This is a genomic window from Stenotrophomonas sp. C-A, assembly GCF_054030835.1.
Map to the genome: position 1 here is coordinate 1,000,237 of NZ_CM132916.1, position 14,991 is coordinate 1,015,227.

Consider the following 14,991-nt stretch of genomic DNA (forward strand, 5'->3'; position numbering starts at 1 on the left):
GTGCGGTGATGATCACCACCAGCCCCAGCGACCATAGCCGCCCCAGTACGGGCCATACGGGCTCGGGCCCCACGGGCCATAGGGGTAGGGCGCCACGTCGACCTGGCGCTGTTCCGGCCACAGGTAGATCACATCGGCCGACAGCTTCGGCAGGCGGTAGTCGTACTCGCCGATGCGGGTGTTCTGGTAGCCGTCGATCTTGCCGATGAAGGTCACGTCACGACCGGCTTCGAACACCGCCGGGTCGTAGAAGCCTGCACGGCAGGCGATGAAGCGGCCGTCGCTGGCGTCGGACGAGGTGGTGTTCGGGCGGCCACTGCCATTGAGCGGGCGCGAGATGATCTGGAAGCAGGTCTCGCCCTGGCCGGGCTTGGTTTCGATGATGCGACCGCCCCAACGGACCGGCGTGCCGACCTGCTGGGTAGCGACCGAGTCGCGAGGGGAGACCAGGCTGAACTGTCCCTGCAGCGGCTTGGGGGCCGTGGCGCAGGCCGACAGGGCCAGCGTGGCCACAGCGGTGAGAAGGAACTTGGTGTTCATGGGGAGGCTCCGGAAGTCGGGCGATGCCTGCGCAGGTCCCGCAATAATGAAGCGAGGTCGGTGCAAGTTCCAGCGTAGCGCGCGTCGGCGAAACGCTGGCTGAGTGCGAGCAGGGCCGGGTCGGGGCGCTGCCGGTGTACCCGCTGTGCCCAGTCCTGTGCGGTTTCGTGCGGTTCACGGGCCAGGCCGAGGCGGGCGTAGCGCCGTCCGAGCCGGTGCCAGGCGCGCAGCAGCGGGTCGCGTTCGCGCTCGCCACGGGCCAGCAGCCAGGCCATCCACGCCAGCGCCAGCAGTGCGGCCACCACGAAGCCAGCGACCAGCTGCCCGGGGCCCAGATCGTCCAGCCCGAACGGCTTGAGCAGCTGCTGCTGGCGGCGCGCATCGAAGGACAGCACCAGATCGTTCCAGCCGCGGCGCAGCCAGTCGCCCATCTGGCCCAGCTGCAGCCAACGCTGCTGCAGTGGTGTGTCCGTGCCGGCCTGCAGGCGGTCATCCAGGGTGTCCAGGATGCGTTCCGGTGCCACGGCTGCGGTCGGGTCAACCCGGACCCAGCCGCGCTGCGGCAGCCATACCTCGGCCCAGGCGTGGGCATCCATCCGCCGCACCACCCAGTAGTCGCCGATGCGGTTGCGGGTGCCACCAGCGAAACCGGTCACCACCCGCGCCGGGACGCCGGCGTTGCGCATCAGCACCACGAAGGCCGAGCTGAAGTGTTCACAGAAGCCGGCCTTGTAGCCGAACAGGAACTCGTCGATCGGGTCGCGCCCTGCCGCAGGGGTATCCAGCGTGTACGAGAAATCGGTGGTGATCCACTGCAGCGCGCGGCGCACGATGGCCTCGTCATCGCTGCCAGCGTCCTGCCGCCATTGCTGCGCCAACGTGGCAGTGCGCGGGTTGAAGCCAGCCGGCAGCTGCAACGTCGCGCGGCGCAGATAGGGCGACAGCGTGCTGTCGAAGCGCAGTGGCGGGGCCGAATGCAACCGCCAGCGGCTGAGCGAGGCCAGCGGGCGTTCGCTGCTCAGGCTCATGTCCGCATCCAGCATGCTGCCCGCAGGTGCGCGGCTGGGCAGGTCCAGCGCCACCAGCTGGCGGCGGTCGGTGGGCTCGTAGTCGATCTGGTAGTCCCAGCCCTGTGTACCCGCTGCAACCACTGCAGCAGGTCGCCGCGCGCTGGCACGGTCGCGTGTCCAGCGCCGTCCATCGAAGGCGGTCAGTACAGGGCCGCGCCAGTAGCGCTGCGCCGGCTCGGGCGGAGCGCCGAAGAACTGCACGCGCAGCGCCGGGCTGTCGTCGGCCATCAGGTCCAGCCATTGGCCGGGTTCCATGCTGTCGGACAGCCCCGGTGTACCCACGGCGCGTTCGGGAATACCCCACAGTGGTGTGGCCAGTCGGGGGAACAGCCAGAAGCAGGCCAATGCCAGCGGCAGGCCGATCGCCAACAGGCGGCCGACACCCTGCAGCTGCCCACGCAGTGACAGGCGGCCAGCATGGCCTTCATCCTGCGCCAGGCGTTGCAGTGCAATCAGTGCGCTGCCCCCGGCCAGCGCGGCCAGCGCTGTTGTCAGCGGCCCCTGGTCGAGCAGGAATGCTGCAAAGGGCGAGAACAGCGCGAAGCCGAGCAGGCTGCGGGCATCACGCAGGCTGCGCAGCTCGCTGGACTTGATCGCCAGCATCGCGGCCAGCAGCGCGCAACCGGTATCGCGTCCTGGGCGCACCACGCCCATCTGCCAGACGATGGCGCCGAGCATGCCCAGCACCAGCAGCAGGCGTACCGGCATCGGCAACACTGTCCGCCACGACAGGGCGGCAGTGATGATCGCTGCCAGCGCGATCACGCCCGCCAGCAGTGGTGGCAGCTGCAGCAGCAACGGCAACAGTGCCAGCGCCGCGCTGGCCAGGGTCCAGTTGCGGGCATTGCGGTCGAGCAGGGCCGGGGTCTCAGTCATGCGGCATCAGCGCCAGCGCGCGCAGGCACAGGTGATGATGGCTGGCGCCCTGGCCGGGCCCGAACGGCGGGTGCGCAGGCAGCAGCAGGGTGTAGCGGCGGCCCTCGCGTTCGGCCACATCCACCCAGCGCGCCAATCGAGCGATGCGTGCTTCATGGCCCAGCGGCGCCAATGAGCGCCAGTCGAGGATCACTTCGATGCCGACCGGCTTTTCGTACTCTCGCACCAGCAGGCTGTCGCGGCGCGCCGAGTGCTTCCAGGAAATGCTGCGCGGCGCATCGCCCGCCCGGTAGGGGCGCAGCTGATGCAGCTCCTCGCCGCTGGCATGGGCACGGGTATGCAGCGGATCGCTGCCGCTCTCCGGCAGTGCAGGCGCCACGGCCTCGGCCAGCGGGTAGACCAGCAGCGGCTGTTCCGGCCACACCCACGACCATGCCCGCACCAGGCCCAGCGGCTGGGTGGTGGACAGGCGGATACGCGGCAGTTCCAGCCAGCCCCGGCGTTCGCTGGGAACGTCCAGTTCCACTTCGCCACGGCCGTGCGCAGGCAGCGAGGTCCAGGCGTTGCTGTCACCCAGCTGCAGATGAAGGCCGTGCCGCGCACGCGGATCACGCAGTGAGAGGTCTACGCGCAGGCGCAACGGTTGCCCGGCCGGTACCGGCTCGGCCGAGATCGCATCGATCTGCACGCCGGACAACTGGAGATGCGCGGCAATGGCACTGGCGATGGCCGCTGCCGCAAGCAGCAGGGCCAGCAGCAGCGCCGGATTGTTGTTGTAGTTCAGCGCGCCCAGCAGCATGGCCACCAGCAGGGTGGCAACGAACAGGCCGAAGCGGGTGGGCAGCACATAGATGCGATGGCGGTCCAGCCGCTTCGGCAAGGCTTCGGGCCTGCGTGGCCGTGCCAGCAGTTGCATGCGTGCCCAGGGTGTGGCCACGCTCAATCCACCGCGACGGTCTGCAGGATCGCGCGCGCCAGTGCCGGTCCCGAACTGGACTCGGCTTCCGCCACCAGCCGGTGACCAGCCACTGCGACGAACAGCGTCTGCACGTCCTCGGGCACGACATGCCCGCGACCCAGCAGCAGGGCATGTGCCCTGGCCGCACGCAGCAATGCCAGGCCGGCGCGTGGTGACAGGCCGACGCGCACGCCGGCGTGCTGGCGGCTGCGGGTCAGCAGGGCCTGCACATAGTCGATCAGCGCGTCGCTGGCATGCACCTGGTTCACCGCGTCGCGCAGCGCGCGCACCTGGGTGTCATCCAGTTTCGGTACGGCGCGCGCGATCAGGTCGCGGCGGTCGCTGCCACGCAGCAGTTCGCGTTCGGCCTGGGCACTGGGGTAGCCCATCGCCAGCCGCAGCAGGAAACGATCCAGCTGCGAATCCGGCAGCGGGAAGGTGCCGGACAGGTCCACCGGGTTCTGCGTGGCGATCACGAAGAACGGGTCGGGCAGTGGATGCGTCTGTCCGTCCAGGGTGACCTGTTGTTCGGCCATCGCTTCCAGCAATGCGCTCTGCGTGCGCGGTGGTGCACGGTTGATCTCGTCGGCCAGCAGTACGTGGGTGAACACCGGGCCTGGGTGGAACTGGAACTGGCGGCTGCCGGCTTCATACACCGACACGCCCAGCACATCGGCGGGCAACAGGTCGGAGGTGAACTGCACGCGCTGGAAGCTGAGGCCGAGGCTGCTGGCCAGCGCATGCGCCAGCGTGGTCTTGCCCAGGCCGGGCAGATCTTCGATCAGCAGGTGGCCGCCGGACAGCAATGCGACGAACGCCAGCCTGACTTCCGGCACCTTGCCCAGTACCAGTGCGTTCACCTGATCCTGTGCCTCCCGCAGGGCCTGACGCAATTGATCGGTTAGCATGCTGGGATTGGGGGACGAAGCTGGCATGATCGTCTCAGATCTGGAATCCACTCGATTATCCATAGAGCAATGCAAGGCGAACAGCGCGCACGGACGATATTTCTCTGGTTATGGACGCTGGTCACAGCGGCCAAGCTGATCGTTGCCGCGCGCCTGCCGCTGTTCGTCGACGAAGCGTTCTATTGGCAGGAAGGCCAGCATCTGGCCGCGGCCTATTCGGATCTGCCCGGGCTGACTGCCTGGCTGGCCCGCCTGGGCGTGGAGATCGGCGGGCATCACGTGCTCGCGCTGCGCCTGCCGTTCCTGGCCATCGGTGCGCTGCTACCGCTGTTGGTGGTGCGCACGGCCACGCGCTGGTTCGGCAATGTGGCCGGTTGGCAGGCAGGCAGCCTCACGCTGTTGATGCCGTTGTCGGCGACGCTGGGCCTGCTGGCGGTGCCGGACGTGCCGATGGCGCTGGCGGCAGTGATCTGCCTGCACGCCGGTGCGCGCCTGCTGCACAACGTGGATGCCTCCTCGGCGATGAAGCTGGCGCTGGGCCTGCTGATCGGTGCACTCAGCCACTACCGTTTCATCGGTGTCATCGGTGTCGGCTTCATCGCGCTGCTGGCATTGCCGCAGGGGCGGCGCATGCTGGCCGATCCGCGTGTGTGGGTGGCATTGGCGGTGGGCGTGCTGGCATGGCTGCCACTGCTGGCGTGGAATGCGGACAACCACGATGCCGGCCTGAAATTCCAGGTGGTCGAGCGTCATCCCTGGGCGTTTGAATGGGGCGGGCTGTGGTTCCTGGTGATCCAGCCGATGCTGGTGACGCCGATCCTGTGCATGGCGATGTGGAAGGTGGCGCTGGCAGGAACCCGGAGCGGTGGCGGTGCGCGCGTGCAGTGGCGCTATTTCGGCCTGGTGGGTGGCGTATCCACGCTGGGCATTTTCGTGCTCGGCTTCTTCACTGACGTCGAGCGGATCAGCTTCCACTGGCCGCTGCCGGGCTACCTCGCATTGCTGGTGGCGGTGCCGGTGGTGCTCAACGGCTGGCCGCGCTGGCTGCGCCGCACCGGCTGGTGGTTGGCCGGCGCGGGCATGGTGCTGGCCTTCGGCTACTACCTGATGGCATCCACGCCGGCACTGCGCGAGCAGATGGCCGGCAGCAAGTACTACCCGCGCAATTTCGCCGGCTGGCAGCCACTGGCGGTAGCGGTCCATGAAGAGCTGCGGCAGATGCCGGAAGGGACGCGCGTGCTGGCTGGCAACTTCAAGGTTGGCGCCGAGCTGGGTTTCCAGCTCGGCAATGGCAACATCGAGGTACTGCCGCATCCGCTCAACGACAAGCATGGGCGGACCGCACAGTTGGCGCAGTGGGACCTGCTGCATGAGGGCGAGCGCACGGTGCCGATGCTGCTGGTGCTGTCACCCAGCGACCAGCGCTATCGCGAACTGCTGGAGCGCTATCACGCCATCTGCGATCAGGTGGGGCCGTTGCCTGCGCCACGCGTGGTCAGCAGTGATCACGGGTTCCAGCGCTTCCTGCTGTTCCGGCTGCCGGTGCAGCGCGCGGAAGGGCCGTGCGTGACGCCGGCGATGGCGTGGCTGGACGCGCCGTCCAATGGTGAGAAGGTATCCGGCACGCTCGCGATCAAGGGCTGGGCGTTCAAGGATGGTGTCGGCCTGGCGCGCGTCGAAGTGCTGGTCGATGGTCGCTCGATCGGTGACGCCCGCTATGGGCGTGTGTTCGACGTGCGCCACACCTGGCCGGACAGTACCGATCCGCAGCATCCGGCGGTGGGCTTTGATGCGTCGCTGGATACCGCCACGCTGGCGCCGGGCCGGCATTGGCTGGGCCTGCGCCTGCACGGCCGCGACGGCAGCGTGGAGCAATGGCAGGAGCAGCCGTTCGAGGTCCGTTGAGTCCTCTGCTTCTGTAGAGTCGAGCCATGCTCGACTGCTTTTGTTGCAGATGGCAGGTGCCCAGCGAAAAGCAGCCGAGCATGGGCTCGGCTCTACAGGTTGGCGGGAGCGTTCAGGGCACCGCGAAACCGGCCCTGCGCAGTAATCCGCATACCGCGATCAGCGGCAGGCCGATCAGCGCGGTCGGGTCGCGGTTGTCGATGGCGTCGAACAGGCTGATGCCCAGGCCCTCGCATTTGAAGCTGCCAGCGCAGTCCAGCGGCTGTTCGGTGGCTACGTAGCGGGCGATTTCGTCCGGTTCCAGTGTGCGGAAGCAGACTTCGGTCAGATCGACGGCCGTGAATGATTCTCCGTCACGACTGAGACAGACGGCGGTGTGGAAGCGGACGATCTGCCCCGACATCGCTGCCAGCTGCGCACAGGCGGCCTCGACCGTACCCGGTTTGCCCAGCGGCTGGCCGTTCAGGTCCGCGACCTGGTCCGAGCCGATCACCCACGCGCCGGGATGGCGGGACGCCACCTCGGCCGCTTTGGCGGCGGCCAGGCGGGTGGCCAGGGCCAGCGGAGCCTCCCCGTTCAAGGGAGTCTCATCCACGTCCGGACGTGCGCAGTCGAAGGGCAGGCCCAGCCGTTCCAGCAGCTCGCGGCGGTAGCGGGAGGTAGAGGCCAGGACCAGTGACATGCGAGAATACCGGGGCAGGGCATGGCAGTCTGGCGTGTCCGCAGCGCCAGCAGCAAGTCCTGTATGGCGGGCATTTGACAGTCGCCGCCCCGATCCTTAGTATTCAGCGGCTTATGTCCGCGAACGTGCCCGAAACGCTGGATGCCTGGCGGATGGTTGTAGCGCGAAGGCGCTTCGACGGTCAGGTGTCCCTGGCTGAATTGACCCGCCTGCAGGGGTTGGTCGCAGATACCGACGGTGAGTGCAATTACTCGCTTGAATTCGGTCGCGACGACGTCTTGCGGGTATCCTATGTGGAATTGACCATCGACACCGCGCTGCCGCTGACCTGTCAGCGCAGCATGCAGCGATTCCTGTTGCCGGTGAAGGTGACCCAGAGGCTTGGCCTGATCCGCGACGAGGACGAGGAATCGTCCCTGCCGGAGGAATACGAGGCGTTGCTGGTGCCGGAAGATGGCCAGCTGAAGCCGCTGGATCTGGTCGAGGACGAATTGGTGCTGGCGGTGCCGGTGGTACCGCTGTCGCCCGACGGTGAAGCAGTCGACAAGGACTGGGCGCCGAGCGAAGAAGAAACGAAGAAGGCCAACCCGTTCGCGGCGTTGGCGGCATTGAAGAAACAATAGCAGCCGGATTGTCGTCGGCGGCTGCGGCGAAAGCGAAAGTGTGCTGGGCGCTGGCGTCCTGCGCGACGATACGACGAAGCAAAACGAACCGAGTTTGGAGCAATCCCATGGCTGTGCAGAAATCCCGTGTCACCCCGTCCCGCCGCGGCATGCGTCGTGCGCATGACGCCCTGAGCGCCAAGCAGCTGTCGACCGACCCGACCACCGGCGAAGTGCACCTGCGTCACCACATCACTGCCGATGGTTTCTACCGCGGCAAGAAGGTCATCCAGACCAAGACCTCGGCCGTCGAAGAAGATTGATGTGCCGGGAAGGCCGCTGCCTCCGGGCAGCGGCCTTTGCCTTCTTCCCCGGGTGTGCCGGTGATCGGCGGCCCGCGCAACAGGAAACATGATGAGCAAGCGGATCTATTCGAGGATCGCGGGCACCGGTAGCTATTTGCCGGAAAAAGTCCTGACCAACGCCGACCTGGAAAAAATGGTCGAAACCTCGGATGAGTGGATCCAGTCGCGCACCGGAATTCGTGAACGGCACATCGCGGCCGAAGGCGAAACCACCAGCGACCTTGGCTACAACGCCGCCCTGCGCGCGCTTGAAGCCGCAGGCATCGATGCCTCGCAGCTCGACATGATCGTGGTCGGCACGACCACCCCTGATCTCATTTTCCCGTCCACCGCGTGCCTGATCCAGGCCAAGCTCGGTGTTGCGGGGTGCCCTGCCTTTGACGTCAACGCCGCCTGCTCGGGCTTCGTGTTCGCGCTGGGCGTGGCCGACAAATTCATCCGTTCCGGTGACTGCAAGCATGTGCTGGTGATCGGCACCGAAACGCTGACCCGCATGGTCGACTGGAACGATCGCACCACCTGCGTGCTGTTCGGCGATGGCGCTGGCGCCGTCGTGCTCAAGGCCGATGAAGAGACCGGCATCCTCAGTACCCACCTGCATGCCGACGGCAGCAAGAAGGAGCTGCTGTGGAACCCGGTCGGTGTCTCGACCGGCTTCAAGGACGGCGCCAATGGCGGCGGCACTATCAACATGAAGGGCAACGACGTGTTCAAGTACGCCGTCAAGGCGCTGGACTCGGTCGTGGACGAGACCCTGGCCGCCAACGGCCTGGACAAGTCCGACCTGGATTGGCTGATTCCGCACCAGGCCAACCTGCGCATCATCGAAGCCACCGCCAAGCGCCTGGACATGTCGATGGACCAGGTCGTGGTGACCGTCGACAAGCACGGCAATACCTCGTCCGGCTCGGTGCCGCTTGCGCTGGACGCCGCCGTGCGTTCGGGCAAGGTCGAACGTGGCCAGCTGCTGCTGCTGGAAGCCTTCGGCGGCGGCTTCACGTGGGGTTCGGCTCTGCTGCGCTATTGATAGTGCAAGTTACGACAACGTGAAGCTTTGTCGTTGCGGCCCCTCTGGGGCCGTAACGCGTTTAAGGAGGACCTGTCATGGTTGAGCCCATCGTCATCGAAGGGCAACGTGCCTGGCTGAAGCAGTACGGCAAGGGAAGCCGGGCGCTGGCCCTTGGCCTGCTCAATTTTGTTGCCCGTCGTTTTCATCTGGACGCCCTGCGCCCACCGCCGCACCGTGGCGGCGACGCCGCGCGCGAAACCGAAGCCCGTCGCCTTGCAGAACTGCAGGCGCAGGGCGTGAACGTGCCCGACGTGCTGGGCACCGGCCATGCCGCGCTGGTGATCGGCGACAACGGCAGTTCGTTCAATACCTGCCTGCGCGAAGCCGACGACGCAGGTCGCGACCGACTGGTGATGGCGGCGATGCTGGCCATTGCCGCAGCGCATGCGCGCGGCGCCTATTTCGGCCAGCCGTTGCCGCGCAATCTCACCTGGGATGGCGAGAACGTCGGTTTCATCGACTTCGAGGAAGATCCGCTGGAAGTGATGGATCTGTCCGAAGCGCAGGCCCGCGACTGGCTGATGTTCGGCTATGGCGTGGCCAAGTACTACGCCGACCGCCCCGAACACCTGCAGGCGATGATGGCCCAGGCGATGGGCGATGCCCAGGCGCCGGTGCGCGAGCACGTGCACGCGGTCAGTGGCCGCCTGCGCAGCCTGGCCCGGGTCTGCATGAAGCTGGGCCGCTCAGCGCGCGCGCTGGCTCACTCCATTTTCATCGCCCATGGCGCCAGCACCGCTGGCGTACTGATGCTGGTGGGCCTGTGCGTGGATTTCCTCGCCGACGGCGATCTGGACGTCCTGCAGCTGTTCTGCTGATCAGCGGCTGGGGTCGGAGAGGCATCCGGCCCCGGATCTCCAGCGTGTTGCGACAGCCATTCACCATACGCGTGCATACGCGCACGTACAGACGACACGGCATGTTCCCCCTTATCATGGCCCGCTTCGATTGCAACAAGCGGATGACCGCGTGACCCTATCCACCCTCGCTTTTGTCTTCCCCGGCCAGGGCTCGCAGTCTGTGGGCATGGTGGCCGAGCTGGCCGAACTGCACCCGCAGGTGCGTGACGCCTTCACCGAGGCATCCGATGGTGCCGGCGTCGACCTGTGGGCGCTGTCCCAGGGCGGCCCGGAGGAAATGCTCAACCGCACCGAATACACCCAGCCGGCCCTGCTGGCCGCAAGCATCGGCGTGTGGCGCGCCTGGAACGCCGTGGGCGGTCCGCGCCCGTCGGTGCTGGCCGGTCACAGCCTGGGCGAGTACACCGCCCTGGTTGCCGCTGGCGCGCTGAGCCTGCATGACGGCGCGCACCTGGTGCGCCTGCGCGGCCAGCTGATGCAGGAAGCCGCACCGGCCGGTGTCGGCGCCATGGCCGCCGTGCTCGGCGCCGAAGACCAGCTGGTGCTGGACGTCTGCGCTGAAGCGGCAGGCAGCCAGGTGGTGGTGCCGGCCAACTTCAATTCGCCGGGCCAGATCGTGATCGGTGGCGATGCCGATGCGGTCGACCGCGCGCTGGCGCTGCTGGCCGAGAAGGGCGTGCGCAAGGCGGTCAAGCTGGCCGTGAGCGTGCCCTCGCACACCCCGCTGATGCGCGAAGCCGCCAACCGCCTGGCCGAAGTGATGGCCGGCCTGGCCTGGCAGGCGCCGCAGCTGCCGGTGGTGCAGAACGTCGACGCCAAGGCGCATGACGGCATCGACGCGATCTGTACCGCGCTGGTCCAGCAGCTGTACCAGCCGGTGCAGTGGACCGGCTGCGTGCAGGCGCTGGCTGGCCGTGGCGTCACCCAGATCGCCGAGTGCGGCCCGGGCAAGGTGCTGACCGGCCTGGTCAAGCGCATCGACAAGGCCATCGACGGCCGTTCGCTGGCCACGCCGGGCGACTTCGAAGCCGCCCGCGAGGCATGGTCGGCCTGATCCCCCCTGTTCCTGCCGACCGTACCAGTGGCCGCTGCACGCGGCACGGGTGCGGCCGCCGCCCCAGCCTGAGGAAAACATCATGAGCAAGCCCCTGCAGGGTGAAATCGCACTGGTCACCGGCGCCAGCCGTGGCATTGGTGCCGCCATCGCCGATCTGCTGGCCGCCCAGGGCGCCACCGTCATCGGCACCGCCACCACCGAATCCGGCGCTGCCGCGATCGGTGAGCGCCTGGCCGCCCACGGTGGTCACGGCCGCGCGCTGAATGTCACCGACGCGGCTGCGCTGGACAGCGTGCTGGACGGCATCGCCAAGGAATTCGGCCCGATCTCGATCCTGGTCAACAATGCCGGCATCACCCGCGACAACCTGCTGATGCGCATGAAGGACGAGGACTGGGCGTCGATCATCGACACCAACCTGACCAGCGTGTTCCGCACCAGCAAGGCGGTGATGCGCGGCATGATGAAGGCGCGCAAGGGCCGCATCATCAACATCGCATCGGTGGTGGGCGTGACCGGCAACGCCGGCCAGGCCAACTACGCTGCCGCCAAGGCCGGCATCATCGGCTTCAGCAAGTCGCTGGCCAAGGAAATCGGTTCGCGCGGTGTCACCGTCAATGTTGTCGCACCTGGCTTCATCGACACCGACATGACCAAGGCGTTGCCGGAAGAAGCGCGTACCGCGCTGATCAACGACATCGCCCTCGAACGCCTGGGTTCGCCGGAAGACATCGCCCATGCGGTGGCCTTCCTGGCCGGCCCGGCTGCCGGTTACATCACCGGCGAAACCCTCCATGTGAACGGTGGCATGTACATGCCGTAAGCAAGGGGCGCAGGGATTGCGCCGCAAGTGGTTGATCTGCTGAGGTTTTTGCTGCGATGCAAGGCCGCGCCGGTTTCCACTACACTATCCCACGGCCATCGCCTTTGATGGCGACCACTTTTGAACCACAACTCCATCTGGAGCGAGATCCCATGAGCACCATCGAAGAACGCGTCAAGAAAATCGTCGTCGAACAGCTTGGCGTCAAGGAAGAAGAAGTCACCAACAGCGCATCGTTCGTCGATGACCTGGGCGCTGACTCGCTGGACACCGTCGAGCTGGTGATGGCCCTGGAAGAAGAATTCGAGTGCGAGATCCCGGACGAAGAAGCCGAGAAGATCAGCACCGTGCAGGCCGCCATCGACTACATCAAGGCCCACGTCAAGGCCTGATGTCAGACGGCAGTGCGCGCGCGGGTTCACGCTCGCCGCGCACCGCACCCCATGGGGCCGCTGTTGCGGCCCCGTGTGTTTGAGCATCACACCGAAGCAAACCGAGTTGCCCGTTGAAACCATCCGGGCCAGGAGAATCAGCAATGAAGCGTCGCGTCGTCGTAACTGGCCTGGGTATCGTCTCGCCGTTGGGCAATGATCTGGCCAGCAGCTGGGAAGGCATCACCCATGGTCGTTCGGGCATCGGTCCGCTGACCAACGTTTCTGATGCCTATCTGGATCGGTTCACCACCAAGATTGCAGGTGAGGTCAAGGGATTCGACATCACCGCCGACAATGAACTGTTCGGCAAATTCCGGGTCAGCGGCAAGGATGCCAAGAAGATGGACCCGTTCATCCATTACGGCCTCGGTGCCTCGTTCATGGCCCTGCACGACTCGGGCCTGGAGATCACCGACGCCAATGCCGAACGCATCGGCGCCATCGTCGGCGCCGGCATCGGCGGCCTGCTCGGCATCGAAGAGCAGACCATCGAGTTCCACGAGGGCAAGAAGATCTCGCCCTTCTACGTGCCCAAGACCATCATCAACATGCTGCCGGGCCAGCTGAGCATCATCACCGGCCTGAAGGGCCCGTCGTTCTCGGCGGTGTCGGCGTGCGCGACCTCGAACCATTCGATCGGTACCGCGATGCGCATGATCCAGTACGGCGATGCCGATGTGATGGTGGTCGGTGGTGCCGAGCGTGGCTCGTCGCCGACGGCCCTGGGCGGCTTCTGCGCGATGAAGGCCATGAGCACCCGCAACGATGCCCCGGAACAGGCCTCGCGCCCGTGGGACAAGGACCGTGACGGCTTCGTGCTGGGCGACGGCGCCGGCATCCTGATCCTGGAAGAGTACGAGCACGCCAAGGCGCGTGGCGCGAAGATCTACTGCGAGCTGGCCGGTTTCGGCGCCAGCTCCGACGCGTACCACATGACCGCACCGAGCGAGAACGGCGAAGGTGCCGCCCGCTGCATGGCCATGGCCATGAAGGACGCCGGCGTGACCCCGGAACAGGTGGGCTACCTCAACGCGCACGGCACCTCCACGCCGCTGGGCGATCTGGGCGAGACCATGGCGATGAAGACCGCCTTCGGCGACCACGCCTACAAGATGATGGTCAGCTCCACCAAGTCGATGACCGGCCATCTGCTGGGTGCTGCCGGCGGCGTGGAAGCGATCTTCTCGGTGATGGCGCTGCAGGAGAACGTCATTCCGCCGACCATCAACCTGCAGCAGCCGGGCGAAGGCTGCGACCTGGACTACGTGCCCAACGAAGCACGCCAGGCCAAGGTGGACGTAGTGATGTCGAATGGTTTTGGCTTCGGCGGCACCAACGGTACGCTGATCTTCAAGCGCGTCTGACCGAGTTGTAGCGTCGAGCCATGCTCGACTGAACGTGCGTTACGCACGAGGAGGCCGCCGCAAGGCGGCTTCCGTGCATCTGATCCCCCGAACTGGCTGCCATGACCCACGCACCGCTGATCCACCCGTTGCCGCATCCGATCGATCTGCTGGCGCTGCAGCAGCACGACCCGGCGCGTTTCCCGCTGCTGATGGAATCCACCGCCTCGGGCACCGCCCAAGGCCGCTGGAGCCTGCTGCTGGCCGCGCAGGGCGAGGGCCTGCGGCTGGACGCCGACGGCCAGGTGCGTGACCAGCATGATGCGGTACACGCTGGCAGCTTCCTGCAGGTGCTGGACCGTGCCTGGCAGCGCGAGCGCCTGTTGCACGACGGCAGCCACAGCCTGCCGTTCCGTGGCGGCTGGGCGCTGATGCTGGATTACGAAGTGGCCAGCCAGATCGAACCGGTTCTGCCGGCGCGTGCGCGCGAGGACGGCCGCCCGACCGCGCTGGCACTGCGCTGCCCGGCCGCGGTGCTGCACGACCATCACAACGATGCCAGCTTCGTCATCGCCGAAGCCGGCGAGCAGGCGCTGCTGGACGCGCTGGTGGCACTGGCTTCGGCCGCGCTGCCCGAAGCCGGGCAGGGCTGGCAGCCGCCGCAGTCGGTGGCCGAGGATGCGCCGCAGCGCTTCACCGACGGCGTGCGCCGGGTGATCGACTACCTGCGTGCCGGCGATGTGTTCCAGGTGAACCTGTCGCGGCGCTGGAGCGCGCAGTTCGCTGCGCCGGTCAGCCCGCAGGCGCTGTACGCGCAGCTGCGCCGTGCCAACCCGGCACCGTTCGCCGGGCTTTTCACCGCCCACGGCCGCCACGTGGTCAGTTCATCGCCCGAACGCCTGGTCTCGGTGCATGCTGGCCATGCGCAGACCCGGCCGATTGCCGGCACCCGCCCGCGCTTCGAAGGCGATGATGACGCAGCGCGCATCCAGGAGCTGGTGGGCCACCCCAAGGAACGCGCCGAGCACGTGATGCTGATCGACCTGGAGCGCAACGACCTGGGCCGCATCTGCCTGCCCGGCACCGTGGTGGTCGACGAGCTGATGACCGTGGAGAGCTACGCCCATGTGCACCACATCGTCAGCAACGTCAGTGGCCATCTGCGCCCGGAGGTCACGCCCGGCGAGGTGATCGCCGCCACGTTCCCGGGCGGCACCATCACCGGCTGCCCCAAGGTGCGCTGCATGCAGATCATCAGCGAACTGGAGCAGGTGCCGCGCGGCGCCTATACCGGCGCCTTCGGCTGGCTGAACCGGGATGGCGACCTGGACCTGAACATCCTGATCCGCACCGCCGAAGTGGATGGCCACGAGGTGAGCTTCCGCACCGGCGCCGGCATCGTGGTTGATTCGGACCCGGACAAGGAACTGGACGAGACCCGCGCCAAGGCCCGCGGCCTGCTGCGCGCGCTCGGCCAGCAAGGCTGACGGCCGCCGGTT

Annotated in this window: 15 protein-coding genes; 10 read left to right on the forward strand and 5 right to left on the reverse strand. The window is 67.0% G+C overall.

What is annotated here, in order from left to right; genetic code table 11:
- Positions 1 to 12: 12 nt before the first annotated feature.
- Genes ACW5IY_RS04670 through ACW5IY_RS04685 form a run of 4 tightly spaced genes read right to left on the reverse strand, consistent with a single transcriptional unit; the run spans position 13 to position 4,379 of the window.
- Positions 13 to 540 (reverse strand): Slp family lipoprotein, encoded by a 528-nt coding sequence (locus tag ACW5IY_RS04670; RefSeq protein WP_049434310.1) that lies wholly within the window; start codon positions 538 to 540, stop codon positions 13 to 15.
- Positions 537 to 2,486, reverse strand: coding sequence for a transglutaminase TgpA family protein (locus ACW5IY_RS04675; RefSeq protein WP_049486831.1), 1,950 nt, complete (start codon positions 2,484 to 2,486; stop codon positions 537 to 539). Before ACW5IY_RS04675 ends, ACW5IY_RS04670 begins: the two co-directional genes overlap by 4 nt.
- Positions 2,479 to 3,402 (reverse strand): DUF58 domain-containing protein, encoded by a 924-nt coding sequence (locus tag ACW5IY_RS04680; protein WP_032952475.1) that lies wholly within the window; start codon positions 3,400 to 3,402, stop codon positions 2,479 to 2,481. The genes ACW5IY_RS04675 and ACW5IY_RS04680 overlap by 8 nt, the downstream gene beginning before the upstream one ends.
- A 23-nt stretch (positions 3,403 to 3,425) precedes the next feature.
- Positions 3,426 to 4,379: an AAA family ATPase gene (locus ACW5IY_RS04685; protein WP_043398214.1), complete on the reverse strand. Its 954-nt coding sequence runs from the start codon at positions 4,377 to 4,379 to the stop codon at positions 3,426 to 3,428.
- 42 nt (positions 4,380 to 4,421) lie between these two features.
- Here ACW5IY_RS04685 and ACW5IY_RS04690 point away from each other — a divergent pair, with 42 nt between their 5' ends.
- On the forward strand, positions 4,422 to 6,257 hold the full coding sequence (locus ACW5IY_RS04690; protein ID WP_049434314.1) for a glycosyltransferase family 39 protein: 1,836 nt from the start codon (positions 4,422 to 4,424) through the stop codon (positions 6,255 to 6,257).
- A 112-nt stretch (positions 6,258 to 6,369) separates the two neighbouring features.
- Here the strand turns inward: ACW5IY_RS04690 and ACW5IY_RS04695 are convergent, their stop codons facing one another.
- Positions 6,370 to 6,939: a Maf family protein gene (locus ACW5IY_RS04695; RefSeq protein WP_043398220.1), complete on the reverse strand. Its 570-nt coding sequence runs from the start codon at positions 6,937 to 6,939 to the stop codon at positions 6,370 to 6,372.
- Between the two features lie 113 nt (positions 6,940 to 7,052).
- Here ACW5IY_RS04695 and ACW5IY_RS04700 point away from each other — a divergent pair, with 113 nt between their 5' ends.
- From ACW5IY_RS04700 to ACW5IY_RS04740, 9 genes are all read left to right on the forward strand, one after another.
- Positions 7,053 to 7,562, forward strand: coding sequence for a YceD family protein (locus tag ACW5IY_RS04700; RefSeq protein ID WP_010483828.1), 510 nt, complete (start codon positions 7,053 to 7,055; stop codon positions 7,560 to 7,562).
- A gap of 107 nt (positions 7,563 to 7,669) precedes the next feature.
- A complete protein-coding gene (gene rpmF / locus ACW5IY_RS04705) occupies positions 7,670 to 7,864 on the forward strand; it encodes a 50S ribosomal protein L32 (protein WP_004154640.1) in 195 nt (64 codons plus the stop codon).
- A gap of 91 nt (positions 7,865 to 7,955) precedes the next feature.
- A complete protein-coding gene (locus ACW5IY_RS04710) occupies positions 7,956 to 8,933 on the forward strand; it encodes a beta-ketoacyl-ACP synthase III (RefSeq protein WP_049434317.1) in 978 nt (325 codons plus the stop codon).
- 77 nt (positions 8,934 to 9,010) lie between these two features.
- On the forward strand, positions 9,011 to 9,793 hold the full coding sequence (locus ACW5IY_RS04715; protein WP_049434319.1) for a BUD32 family EKC/KEOPS complex subunit: 783 nt from the start codon (positions 9,011 to 9,013) through the stop codon (positions 9,791 to 9,793).
- 151 nt (positions 9,794 to 9,944) lie between these two features.
- Positions 9,945 to 10,889, forward strand: coding sequence for an ACP S-malonyltransferase (fabD, locus tag ACW5IY_RS04720; RefSeq protein ID WP_049434321.1), 945 nt, complete (start codon positions 9,945 to 9,947; stop codon positions 10,887 to 10,889).
- An 82-nt stretch (positions 10,890 to 10,971) separates the two neighbouring features.
- Entirely contained in the window at positions 10,972 to 11,715 is a 744-nt protein-coding gene (fabG, locus tag ACW5IY_RS04725; RefSeq protein WP_004146899.1) for a 3-oxoacyl-ACP reductase FabG, read from the forward strand.
- A gap of 152 nt (positions 11,716 to 11,867) precedes the next feature.
- On the forward strand, positions 11,868 to 12,107 hold the full coding sequence (acpP, locus tag ACW5IY_RS04730) for an acyl carrier protein (protein WP_005415509.1): 240 nt from the start codon (positions 11,868 to 11,870) through the stop codon (positions 12,105 to 12,107).
- A gap of 143 nt (positions 12,108 to 12,250) precedes the next feature.
- Positions 12,251 to 13,513, forward strand: a complete 1,263-nt coding sequence (gene fabF, locus ACW5IY_RS04735; RefSeq protein ID WP_049434323.1) for a beta-ketoacyl-ACP synthase II — start codon at positions 12,251 to 12,253, stop codon at positions 13,511 to 13,513.
- Positions 13,514 to 13,614: 101 nt separating this feature from the next.
- On the forward strand, positions 13,615 to 14,979 hold the full coding sequence (locus ACW5IY_RS04740) for an aminodeoxychorismate synthase component I (protein ID WP_049434325.1): 1,365 nt from the start codon (positions 13,615 to 13,617) through the stop codon (positions 14,977 to 14,979).
- Positions 14,980 to 14,991: the final 12 nt, after the last annotated feature.